9 protein-coding genes and 1 tRNA gene are annotated in these 12,070 nt (G+C 62.1%); 5 read left to right on the forward strand and 5 right to left on the reverse strand.

The annotated features are described in order from the left end of the window. The first annotated feature begins 227 nt into the window (after positions 1-227). Positions 228-304, forward strand: a tRNA-Arg gene (locus V7E26_RS08830). A gap of 72 nt (positions 305-376) precedes the next feature. Here the strand turns inward: V7E26_RS08830 and V7E26_RS08835 are convergent. Then, complete coding sequence (locus V7E26_RS08835; RefSeq protein WP_324415066.1) at positions 377-1,456, reverse strand: acyl-CoA dehydrogenase family protein; 1,080 nt, start codon at positions 1,454-1,456, stop codon at positions 377-379. A gap of 481 nt (positions 1,457-1,937) precedes the next feature. Here V7E26_RS08835 and V7E26_RS08840 point away from each other — a divergent pair, with 481 nt between their 5' ends. Beyond that, positions 1,938-3,110: an ABC transporter substrate-binding protein gene (locus V7E26_RS08840; protein WP_324415100.1), complete on the forward strand. Its 1,173-nt coding sequence runs from the start codon at positions 1,938-1,940 to the stop codon at positions 3,108-3,110. Between the two features lie 57 nt (positions 3,111-3,167). Then, entirely contained in the window at positions 3,168-5,288 is a 2,121-nt protein-coding gene (locus V7E26_RS08845; protein ID WP_324415067.1) for a HAMP domain-containing methyl-accepting chemotaxis protein, read from the forward strand. Between the two features lie 70 nt (positions 5,289-5,358). On the opposite strand, the gene V7E26_RS08850 is transcribed toward V7E26_RS08845, so the two are convergent. The 4 genes from V7E26_RS08850 to V7E26_RS08865 form a co-directional block, all read right to left on the reverse strand. Then, a complete protein-coding gene (locus V7E26_RS08850; protein WP_324415068.1) occupies positions 5,359-6,204 on the reverse strand; it encodes a carbohydrate ABC transporter permease in 846 nt (281 codons plus the stop codon). 1 nt (position 6,205) lies between these two features. Further along, the gene (locus V7E26_RS08855) at positions 6,206-7,135 is read right to left on the reverse strand and encodes a carbohydrate ABC transporter permease (RefSeq protein ID WP_324415069.1); all 930 of its coding nucleotides are present in this window, start codon (positions 7,133-7,135) and stop codon (positions 6,206-6,208) included. A 15-nt stretch (positions 7,136-7,150) separates the two neighbouring features. Further along, positions 7,151-8,176 (reverse strand): ABC transporter ATP-binding protein, encoded by a 1,026-nt coding sequence (locus tag V7E26_RS08860; RefSeq protein WP_324415070.1) that lies wholly within the window; start codon positions 8,174-8,176, stop codon positions 7,151-7,153. Positions 8,177-8,321: 145 nt separating this feature from the next. After that, complete coding sequence (locus tag V7E26_RS08865; RefSeq protein WP_324415071.1) at positions 8,322-9,668, reverse strand: ABC transporter substrate-binding protein; 1,347 nt, start codon at positions 9,666-9,668, stop codon at positions 8,322-8,324. A gap of 387 nt (positions 9,669-10,055) precedes the next feature. Here V7E26_RS08865 and V7E26_RS08870 point away from each other — a divergent pair, with 387 nt between their 5' ends. Continuing rightward, positions 10,056-10,529 carry a VOC family protein gene (locus tag V7E26_RS08870; RefSeq protein ID WP_324415072.1) on the forward strand — a complete coding sequence of 158 codons (474 nt, stop codon included), beginning with the start codon at positions 10,056-10,058 and terminating at the stop codon, positions 10,527-10,529. A 128-nt stretch (positions 10,530-10,657) separates the two neighbouring features. Beyond that, positions 10,658-11,902 carry an NAD(P)/FAD-dependent oxidoreductase gene (locus V7E26_RS08875; protein WP_324415073.1) on the forward strand — a complete coding sequence of 415 codons (1,245 nt, stop codon included), beginning with the start codon at positions 10,658-10,660 and terminating at the stop codon, positions 11,900-11,902. The last annotated feature ends 168 nt before the right edge of the window (positions 11,903-12,070 follow it).

Below are 12,070 nucleotides of genomic sequence, written 5' to 3' on the forward strand. Positions count from 1 at the left end.
CCGGGGCATCGCGCCGCGATGAAGTGCGGAATCCATTGTAACTTAAGAGAAATTTCAGATTTTCGCTCGCGCCATCGCAGCAGGCCGTAGTCGATTGACGGCATCCGATTTGCTCGTACCGGACCTTGCAAAGCAAAGCCGGAGCGGGTAGCTAGAGCGCTCTTTCGCGACCGTCCGTACCTTCGGACGCATCCGGGCCCCTTAAAGCCCAGTGCCAAAGCGAAAACGCGCCCGTAGCTCAGCTGGATAGAGCACCAGACTACGAATCTGGGGGTCAGAGGTTCGAATCCTTTCGGGCGCGCCATTTCGGTACAGAACTGGGCACGCCAAAACCTGCCGGACCCAAGGCGAACATCGATCAAGAGGTCCGAGCGGCTTAATCGGCGAAGCTTGCTTCGAACAGCTGGTTATGGGCAAGCGCCCAGGGCGGACGAAGCAGACCGAGTGCGCGCACATCCTGCGACCATTGCCCGAATGGACTCGACCGGGAATAGCTCGCCCCTCCGATCGCCCTGGAGATCGACAGCAGGGAAGCCTCGGCGAGCTCGGCGATGGCAAGCTTGCCGCGTGGGATGCCGGGTGACGCCGCACCGCTCTCGATCGCGCGTGCCATGCCTTCGAGGGCCTGCTCCGCCAGCCAGATGTCGTTGACGGCCTTGGTCCAGCTCACCCGTTCGAATGCGGACATCCGCTCCATGCGTGGCTGCAGACGCCGCCGGCCCTCGGCCAGCGCAGCATCGAGGATGCCCATGATTACGGAGGAGAACATATAGCCAATGACCGGCAAGACGCGGGGGACCAGCTTGATGGCGCCGCCCAGGTGAGCGTGCCGCCTGACCTCGACGGCGTCGTAGCGAAATGCGTGGCTCTGCGTCGCGGCCATTCCGTGACCGTCCCACGCACGTACCAGGGTGGCGCCGTGTGAGCCGTCCCATGGCAATTCCCTGGTATCGAGCAAGAAGATGTCCGGCGTCGTCTCTCCTTTGGGGACTGCAACGGTCATCATGAAAGAGGTCACGCCCGATCCGCTGCCCATCTGCTTGTCGCCGGTCAGGCGCCAGGTGCCGTCGCGCCCTTGTTCCGCGGTTGCCCGTGTCGCCATCAGGTCACCGCCGCCGCCCGGCTCGGAGGAGATGGTGCCAAACCAATGTCCCGCCTGCGCCGCGGTCAGCACGAGGTCTTGCTGCTCGCGCCAGGCGCTCGGGTCGACCGGCGGCTCGATCGGTTCCTCGAGCCACAACGCCAACACAGTCGGATGCATGGTCGCTACCAACGCGACCGAAGGATCGACCCGGGCGAGGGTGCGAAATATCGCACCGGTCGGGCGCGTTGACCGTGCTCCGCTCTGCCACACCCCTCCCATTCTTTCCGGCACGCCGGTCAGCGTCAGGCCGGCGTCCCGCAACGTCGCAAAATCAAGATTGTCGAGCGCGCGCCGTTCCAGCCTTGCCGCCAATTCGGACGACCATCCGGCTGCGACCTCCGCGACATTTTTCTGGACCCGGCTGATGTCCATATCTCTGTCCCTTGTCCGCGGCCATCATCGTAGTCTCTGGCTTGCCAGGCAACCAGCGGGTTCATGGGAAGGATGTCGCCTGTAGGCCCTTCTCGCCGGTCCCCGGGGGCAATCATTCCCATCGCCCTCAACAAGGGCTGCCACAAAAGGCCGCACCCCAGGACGAGCCTCGATCGGGCCGCCTCCTGCGCCGTATCCCTCTTGCGTCAATAACTTGCGGGCAGGTGGGCCTGGAATTGCTTCGTCGCTGACTGGGTAGTTTTGCGTAGATTCGCGGTCGCAAAGATTAACCCAAAAAACAAGCTTTCACTTGATCGTCGGGGAGCCCGGCACCGGTTTCGCGCGGCGGAGACACGTCGGTCAGTTGCCGCCGGTCCTGCTCAATCGAAGGCTACGAACTGAAAACCAAGGAAACTTCCCAATGCGCGCGTCGCTAAAAATCGGCCCGATTGCGCTGGCTGCATTCATTGCCATTCTGCCTGCGGCCCACGCCGAGGATGGTGTTTCGACCGACAGAATCATACTCGGTCAGGCCGCCGCGCTGTCCGGTCCGGCGGCGGCCCTGGGGCAGAACATGAAGGTCGGACTCGAAGCCGCCTTCGCCGAAGTAAACAAGGCCGGCGGCGTCAAGGGACGCAAGCTCGAACTCAAGAGCGTCGACGACGGCTACGAGCCGACACGCTCGATCGGTGTGGTCAAGACGTTGCTTGAGGAGGACAAGGTGTTCGCGATCGTCGGCACCGTCGGCACGCCGACCGCCGCCGCGATCCAGCCGATTGCGACCAATGCCGGCGTTCCCATGATCGGCGCGTTCACCGGCGTCGAATTCCTCCGCGAGCCCTATAAGCCGTTGGTCATGAACGTTCGCGCCACCTATTATCAGGAGACCGAGGCGATGGTCGAGCATCTCACCAAGGATCTCGGCTTCACCCGCATCGGCATCATGTATCAGGACGACGCCTACGGGCAGGCGGGCCTCGCAGGGCTGCAGCGCGCGCTGGAGAAGCGCAACATGAAGCTCACCGGCGAGGGGACCTACGAGCGCAACACTGTCGCAGTCAAAGGTGCGCTGCTCGCGGTGCGAAAGGCCAAGCCCGAGGCCGTGGTGATGATCAGCTCGTACAAGCCGGCGGCCGAGTTCATCAAGGTGGCGCGCCAGATCAAGTTCGACCCAACCTTCGTCAATGTCTCTTTCGTCGGCTCCGACTCCCTCGCCAAGGAGCTCGGGCCTGCCGGGGCGGGCGTCGTCGTAACGCAAGTGGTGCCGTTCCCGCTGGATGACAAAATACCGGTGGTCGGCCGCTATCAGGCTTCGCTCAAAGCAGTGGCGCCGGATGCGCAGCCCGGCTTCGTGTCGCTGGAGGGCTATCTGGTCGGCCGCACATTGATCGCCGCGCTCGAGAAAATCGACGGAGTGCCTACGCGCAAGGCGTTGATCGAGGCGGTGCAAAAGGCCAGCCCGATCGACCTGGGCGGCTTGAAGCTGTCTTACAGCGCCACCAGCAATCGCGGTTCGGACCAGGTGTTTCTCACGGTGGTCCAGGCTGACGGCAGCTTCAAGGCAGTCGACCGCCTGCCAAAAGCCGGAATGTGACGAGGGGCGCTTCAGCCGATACGGGACAATGGGACCAGCCGAGCTTTGGGGGAAATCATGAAGGCAGCAGCGACGTCGAAATTGCATTTCGGTTTGCGGGGCCGTCTGTTCACGGCGTTCGGATTGGTTGCCGCGCTGACTGTGATCGCAAGCCTCACCGCGATCTTCTCCTATGTCAGCCTTGGTAATTCTCTCGGAGTGATCGCCGAGCACAGTCTGCCCGGAATTACGCGATCCTCAAATGTCATCAAGGCGGCAGGCGATGTCGGTTCGGCCGCGCCGAGCCTGCTTGCCGCGGCAAATAACGCCGAGCGCAGCGACGCTTTCAAGACGCTCGCGACAGCGCGAGAGGAGATGAAACGTGCCCTCGGCTTGCTCGGCGCCGAAGACGCCGCCAAACTCAACATTACTGCGGGCCGCATCCTCGAGAACCTGACGCGGCTCGAGCAATCCGTGACGGAGCGCCAGCGGATCGCCGATGCCCGCATCGCGCTGATCGGCGAACTGCGCAAGACGCATCGGAAACTCGCCGAAAAAATGATCCCGATCGCGGATGATGTCGCCTTTACGCTTACCATGGCGCTGGAGACCGCGGCCGATGGGCAGGATCCCGCGGCCATCCACAAGACCCTGATGGGGCTGGCCGACAACGAGCTCGGCGCGCTGCAGGCAGTGCTGGCCCTGCGTGCCGAATCCAACCTTGCCCTCGGTGTCCTCGTTGAGGCCGCCGACCTGGCAACGGCCGACCTGCTGCCGCCGGTGAAGGACCGCTTCACGGCCGCCGCCAATCACGTCCGCAAGGCTGCTGCGATTCTCAAGGACGCCGAAACGACCAAGCTGGTCGACCAACTGGTCGCCGTTGGGAGCGGCAAGGACAATATCTTCGATCTGAAGCAGAAGGAAATTGCCGCAACCAAGGCCGGTATGAACGTGGTGGCAGAGAACCGCGTGCTGGCAACCGAGTTCGAAAGGGAAGTATCCGGACTTGGCCAGCGCAGCCAGGCCGCTGCTGCAGGCGCGGTGCAGACCTCGCAGGCGGAAATCCGCCAAGGCAGGGTGGTGCTGGTCGTTATCGCTCTTGCGAGCCTGCTCGCGGCGCTGCTGATCGGCTGGTTCTATGTCGGCCGTGGCGTGGTGCGCCGTCTCGTTGGATTGCAGGGCAGCATGAAGGCGATCGCGGCCGGAGACCTCGCGGTCGAAGTCGCCAGCAGGGGCTCGGACGAAATCGCGGCGATGGGCGAAGCGCTTCAGGTGTTCAAGGACAACATGGCGGAATCCAATCGCTTGCGTGCCGAGCGCATCGAACACGAAAAGCGCGCCGCGGCCGAGCGACGAACCGAAATGCATCAACTCGCCGATGAATTCCATGCCGCGGTCGGCGAGATCATACAAACGGTATCGTCAGCCTCGACCGAACTCGAGGCTTCGGCCAGGACGCTGACGCATACCGCGACCAACACCCAGCAATTGTCCGAGATGGTGGAAACCGCGTCGGGCGACGCTTCCCGGAATGTCGATTCGGTCGCCGCTGCCACTGAAGAGATGACAGCATCGATCGTCGAGATCAATCGTCAGGTCCAGGAATCCAACCGCATCGCCTCCGACGCGGTGCACCAGGCCGAAGTTACCGATGCCCGCATCAATGAGTTGTCCAAGGCGGCGACGCGCATCGGCGATGTCGTCAACCTCATTACCAGCATCGCGGAGCAAACCAACCTGTTGGCGCTGAACGCAACCATCGAGGCTGCTCGTGCCGGCGAATCCGGCAAGGGCTTTGCTGTCGTCGCTCAGGAAGTCAAGACACTGGCGACCCAAACCAGCAAGGCAACCAACGAGATCAGCTCGCAGATTGCCGGAATGCAGGTGGCGACGCAGGAGTCGGTCAGTGCGATCAAGCAGATCAGTGTTACCATCGGTCGCATTTCGGAAATTGCCCTCGTCATCGCCGCCTCGGTCGAGCAACAGGGCAGTGCCACCCAGGAGATCGTTCGCAGCGTTCAAGGTGCGGCGCAATCCACCAGCCAGGTGGCTACCAACATCACCGAAGTGAACAAGGGCGCGAACGAAACGAGTTCGGCCTCCTCGCAGGTGCTGTCGTCGGCACAGTCCCTTTCCGGCGAGAGCAATCGCCTCACGCTTGAGGTCGACCGCTTCCTGGAGACCGTGCGCGCCGCGTAAAAGCGGGCGGGAAGCAAGTGTCGCGTGTTGGCTTTTGCCGGAGTGAGATACGCTGCTTGCGAAACTTCACCTATTTGACGGCACCGCCGGTAATGCCCGCAATGAAGCGATCGAGGAAGAAGTTGTAGGCGATCGCCACCGGGATGCTGGCGATCAGCGCGCCGGCCATGATCTCGCCCCAGTAGAAGATGTCGCCGCGAATGAGGTCGGTCGCCACGCCAAGCGTGATCGGCTTCTGGTCTGACGACGAAATGAACGTCAGCGCGTAGACGAATTCCTGCAAGGTCAGGGTGAATGTGAAGATCACCACCGTCAGGATCGCCGGCAGCGACAATGGGATCGCCATTTTGATGAAAGCACCGAACAGGCTGCAGCCGTCGACAATCGCCGCCTCCTCGATCTCGCGCGGGATCGCCTTGAAGAATCCCATCAACAGCCAGGTGCAGAACGGGATCGTGAAGGTCGGATAGACCAGCACCAGCGACCACATCGAATTCTGCAAGCCCAGATCGGCGACGACCCGCGACAAGGGAAGAAACAGGAGTGTCGGCGGCACCAGATAGGTCAGAAAAATGCCGATCCCGAGGGCCTCGCCGTTGCGTCCGGTCATTCGCGCCAGGCTATAGGCCGCGGGCAGCGCGGTGACGAGGGTAATCACGACGACGCAGAGGCCGATGACCAGCGAGTTCAACAGCCAGCGCGTGAACAACGTCTGCTCGAAGAGGTAACGGAAATGCTCGAGCGTGGGCGGTTCGTTGAACCAGAACGGGATATTTGCGACGTTGTAGAGGTCGGCATTGGATTTGAAGGAAGTGATCACCATCCAGTAGAAGGGAAATCCGGCAAGGATGACGAAAAACGCGACCGCGGCGTAGAACGCGGTCTCGCGGAGAACATTGACGACGGCGCGTGGCATGTCAGATCTCCCGTCTCCTGATAAAGCGCAACATTGCCACAACGACGACAAGCAACACCGGCAGCATGAACAGTGAAATGGCCGCGCCATGCGACACGTCGCCGGAAACGATCCCGGTCTGGAAACCCGCAAAGCCCAGCACAGACGTCGCGCCCACAGGCCCGCCCATGGTCATCAGAAAGACAATCGACAGGTCCGTGAACGTGAACACGATACCGAAAATCAGGCCGATGGTTACGATCGGCAGGATCATGGGCACGATGATCTGGTAGTTGCGGCGCCAGAAGCCGGCGCCATCGACCGTCGCGGCGTCGATAACGTCCTGCGGCACCGCGGTGATGCCGGCGAGAAAGATCACGATGGCAAACGGGAAGAAGCGCCAGGCGTTGATGACGATCACGCACGTCATTGCCAGATAGGGATTGCCGAGCCAGTTCGGCGCGTCCGACCGCGCAACGATACCGAGCGCGATCAGCGACCAGTTGATGACGCTGTAGAGCGAATCGAACATCCATTGCCAGGCAACGGTGGCGAGCGCGATCGGCACCGCCCAGGGCAGGATGATCAGCGCGCGGACAAGCTTGCGGCCCGGGAACGGCCGCAGCAGCAGCAACGCGCCAAACTTGCCGAGGAGGAGACCGAGAAATTGGGATCCGAACGTGAAGATGAACGTGTTGGACAGCGTTTGCAGGAACGCGGGATCTTCGACGATCTGCCTGAAATTCTCCAGGCCGACGAAACGCCACGAGGGATCGTAGATCGTGTAGGCGCTGACCGAATAATACACGGCCATCAGGAACGGCACGCCGACCAGCAACAGCACATAAAGAATTGCCGGTGCGACGAAGATCGTGCCGAGGACATCGCGGCGGTCCAGGATGAACCGGAAACGCGAGGCTGGTCTGGGGACTGAATCCGCTATGGCGACCATCAGTGAAAACCCGTTTTAGTGGCGACTGATTCGTTTGCCGTCATTGTCGAAATGGCGCAGGGCGCTGTTGCGCACGGCGAATGGATGCCATTCGCCGGGCCGGATGCTTTCTTCGGCGACATGCGCCGGCGGCAACTTCGCCGTGATCACCTGGTTCGGATCGAAGCTTTCCATCGCGCCGTAAACGATCCGCTCGGACCCGAGGTATTCGGAGCGATCGACGCGGAACGAGAATTCGGTGAACGCGCCATCGTCGATCATGTCCCTGGGCAGGAAGTTTTCGGGACGGAAGCCGAGATAGCCGCCGTTGAGCGCGACGATGTTCATCGGCGGTGTGCCGACAAAGGTCGCGACGAAGCGGTCGGCGGGTTCGTCGTAGATTTCTGCCGGCGTGCCGACCTGACGTATCTGTCCGTGGTCGATGACGGCGATACGATCGCCCATGCTCATCGCCTCGACCTGGTCGTGGGTCACATAAATGGTCGTGATACCGATACGCTGCTGGAACTGCTTGATCTCCAGTCGGGCCGAGGCGCGCAATTTGGCGTCGAGGTTGGAGAGAGGCTCGTCGAGCAGCAGCGCGGTCGGCTCGCGAACGAGCGCGCGCGCAAGCGCGACACGCTGGCGCTCACCGCCCGAGAGCTGGCGTGGCCGCCGACCGAGCAGATGCTCGATGCCGAGCAGTTGCGATGCCCATTCGACCTTCTTCTCGATCTCCGCGCTGGGAACGCGCTGCGTGCGCAGCGGAAAGGCAATATTGTTGCGCACGGTGTAGTGCGGATAGAGGCCATAGCTCTGAAACATCATCGCGACGCCGCGGGCGCGGGGAGGAATGTCGTTGACGACCTTGCCGCCGATAAAAAGGTCGCCGCTCGTCTGCTGCTCGAGCCCGCAGATGATGCGCAGAAATGTCGTCTTGCCGCAGCCCGATGGGCCGAGCAACACCATGAACTCTCCGTCCGGCACGGTCAGGGATATGCCGTTGACGGCGGGAACCTCACCAAATGTCTTGACGATATCCCTGGTCAATACCGCAGCCATTGGACCTCCCAGAATTCAACCTCGGGAATGCATTCGGCTGATCCCGCCATCGGCGGAACATCATTCGTGTCGTCCGCTTTTGGCTGACAGCCAGCGTCGCCGTCGCCCGGACCGCGTGCGAATACGGGGTCCGGGCGCCAGCCCCTCAGGTCTTGCCGGCCCACTTCTTGAAGATGGCCTCGCATTGCTGCGTGGCCGATTTGACCGAATCTTCGGCGCTCAGTTGACCCGTCGCCGCCTTCGCCATCATGTCGTTGATGATGAAGGCGTAGTAGATCTCGTCCGTCGCGGGCGTGGCCGGCCCGGGATAGCCCGGGATGGCGGACCACTGATCCGAGCCCTGCAGTATTTTCAGCTTGTCGCGCGGTGTCGATGTCGAATCGTCCGACAGGATCGGCATCGGCTTGGGCACGAGATTGGCGAAACACGGATTGTTGTAGCCTTCGCTCGCCTTGAAAGCCTCGGGCCAGTGCTCGGAATAGTATTTGAGAAACTCGATCGCCGCTTCCTTGTTCTTGGCGAACTTCCAGATGCCGTAGAATTCAGACGCGGCCCCCATGATCCGGCGGACCGGGCCTTTCGGCGGCTCCGTGACGTAGATGTCGTCAGCCAGCTTCTTGTTGAGCTTCTGGGCCGTCCGATAGGCCGAGATCGGGTTGACGATATACGAAGCGACCCCTGAATCGATGTACTGGTTGTTGCTGGAGTCGTTCCACGACAGGACGTCGGACGTCATTGCCTCCTTGTAAAGGGCCGCGGTGGCCTTGACGGCCTCGACCGTCTCTTTGCTGTTGAGTACGATCTTCTTGCCGGTCTCGTCCTGAATGGCGGCGCCGTAGCTCCACAGCAGGCCGCGCCACGTTGTGCTCGGATCGTTGCTGTGCCCGAGCGAAATGCCGACCGGGTGGCCCTTCGCTTTCAGCTTGGCGCCGCCGATCCGAAGATTGTCCCAGGTGTCCGGCAACATCCCGATCTCGTCCCACAGGCTCTTCTGGTACATGCCCGGGAAGTTGATGTAGAAATCGGGGAAGGCGGACCAGGTGCCGTCGTCGGCGTTGTAGCCGAGCTGCTTGCCGATGACGGATACCTTGCCGTACTTTTTCTCCGTCTCCTTCACGAGATCGGAGACGTCGATAAAGAATCTGCGATAGAGATGCGCGCCACCGGCGCCGTTGAAACCGAAAAGATCGTGCCCTGATCCGGCCGAAGCCTCGGCGGCCGCGCGTGCGGGAACGTTCTGCACGGGAATGTGGTCGACCGTGACCGCAATCTGGTTCTTCTCGCCCCAACTCTTTGCGAAATTGTCGAACCAGGTGTCGTATTCCGGGACGAAGTGACTCCATTGCACAATCGACAACGTCTTGGTGTCGGCCAGTGCCCGCGACAGAAATGGCGCGGATATCAAGGGGGCGGCACCGGCGGCGGCAACGGTGAGGCTCGCTTCCTTCAAGAACCGGCGTCTCGTGACGCGCGGAATTCTGTACGTAATCATCTTGGGCTCCTCCTGATTGATTCTCTCGATGGCTTCTCCTGATTGATTGGCTGCGGTCGGGTGAGGCGAGCCCCGATGAAATGTCAGCCTCGTGCGTAGGTGATTAGAGAGGCTACGGCACGTCCGCCCGAAGGTTCCATGAGACTTTCGGACAAGTTTTTTGCCGGGGCCAAATCCTCGACGATCTGAATTCTCTCGCAGGGCGTGCGTCATTGACATACCCTCATCTGAGGTAGTCGACCGCGACGGTCGGCCTTGCACATTGACGATGCGCAAAGGGATGTCGGAAAGAGACCTCGCCGAACGTCTTCCAGGCTGGAACATCGGGGCTCGCTCAACCGGGTGCGCGCTGATGGTAGATCCAGCCTGGAACTGAAAGGATATGCGATGGCGAAGAACACGATATGCGTCTGGTACGACAAGGATGCCGAGGCTGCCGCCCGTTTCTATGCGGAGACTTTCCCTGACAGCGCAGTGCGCGCTGTGCACCGGGCGCCCAGTGATTATCCCTCCGGCAAGGCAGGTGACGTGCTGACGGTCGAATTCACGGTGGCTGGTGTCGCTTGTCTCGGCCTCAACGGCGGTCCCGCGTTCAAGCATACCGAAGCCTTCTCGTTCCAGATCGCCACCGACGATCAGGAAGAGACCGACCGCTACTGGAACGCCATCGTCGGCAATGGCGGGCAGGAAAGCGCGTGCGGCTGGTGCAAGGACAAATGGGGCATCAACTGGCAGATCACGCCGCGCGTGCTGACCGAGGCGCTGGCGATCGGCGGCGATGAGGCAAAACGCGCATTTGGAGCGATGATGACAATGAAGAAGATCGACGTCACCGCGATCAAGAAGGCGCGGCGCGGGTGAGGCTGCGTTCAGTATCGACGCTTTCTCAGAAAATCTCTGCTCTATAACCGCAGCCACCGGTTCGATATTGCCGCCAGGCACTTGGCCGATCATGATGTGAAATCTGTCGGCAAGTGTCTGGGAGGGCCATGTTGCAAGAGAAAACGGATGTCGTCGTGCTCGGTGCGGGCATCGTCGGCGTATCGACGGCCCATGCGGCGCGGCAGCGCGGGATGTCGGTGGTTCTGATCGACCGCCGCGAGCCGGGCAGCGAAACTTCCTATGGCAATGCCGGCATCATCAGCAGTGGCTCGATCACGCCGCTCAATAATCCGTCGCTCTGGAAGTCGCTGCCGAAATATCTGAGCAATCGCCACGCGGCGTTGCGGTGGAATCCGCTGTGGGCGGTGCAGAACGCAGGCTGGGTCGCACGCTTCCTCGCCGACTCGTCCGCGTCGCGCCTGAGGCCACGCGCGGCTGCGCTGCACGGATTGATCGGTGCGTCGGCGATACTGCATCGCGAATGGATCGTGAAGGCGGGAGCGGGGCATCGCATCCGGGAAACCGGCTGGCTGAAGGCGTGGCGCAGCGATGCTGTCGCCGCGGCGAAGAAGGAACAGGCGCTGCTGGCCGAATATGGCATCGCCAGCGAATTGCTCGACCGCCAGGCCATCTCTGCGCTCGAACCCGATATCGTTCCGGTCTTCAAGACGGGGCTGCTGCACACCGAGACCGCCTCGGTCGATTCGCCCGGGGCGGTGGTCAAGGCCTACGCCCGGATGTTCGCCGGCGCCGGCGGCGATATCAGGCAGGCGGACGTCAAGGCGATCCTGCCGGACGGTGAGCGTTGGCGCGTGGTGCTGGGCAGTGGCGAGATGCCGGCACGCCATGTCGTGGTTGCCCTCGGGCCGTGGTCGGCGGATATCCTGCGTCCGCTCGGCTATCGGGTGCCGCTCGCCTTTGAGCGCGGCTATCACCGCGAGTTCAAGCCGAACCCGGCGCGCACACTGCGGCGGCCGATCTACGACATCGACGGCGGCTTCATCATGACGCCAATGGAGCAGGGCATCCGCGTTACGTCGGGGGTCGAACTGACCGATCGCGACGCGCCTTCTTCGTTCGCCCAACTCGATCAGGTGGTGCCGCTCGCTCGCGGTGTTGTAGAATTCGGTGACGCCGTCGGCGATGCATGGCGCGGCGCGCGTCCGACATTGCCCGACAGCCTGCCGATGATCGGCCCGGCGCCGCGGCATGCCGGGCTGTGGCTCGCCTTCGGCAACCAGCATATCGGCTTCACGACCGGCCCTGCGACCGGCACCGCCATCGCCGCGATGATCGACCGCGCGGCGCCGCCGTACGACGTCACGCCCTTTGCGCCGACACGCTATATTTGACGTGCGCCGGGTCGAATGCCTGCGTTAAAATTGCAGCCTGCAATGGCACACACATTGCATCATCGCGGTAGCCGTCGTCCGATGGAAATCCTTGCAATCGTCGCTTGCATCGGACGACCCTTTGATGACACCGTTGCGATTGCTTCGCTGGCCATGATGCGTGCGGGT

This window comes from Bradyrhizobium sp., assembly GCF_036735945.1.
GTDB lineage: Bacteria > Pseudomonadota > Alphaproteobacteria > Rhizobiales > Xanthobacteraceae > Bradyrhizobium.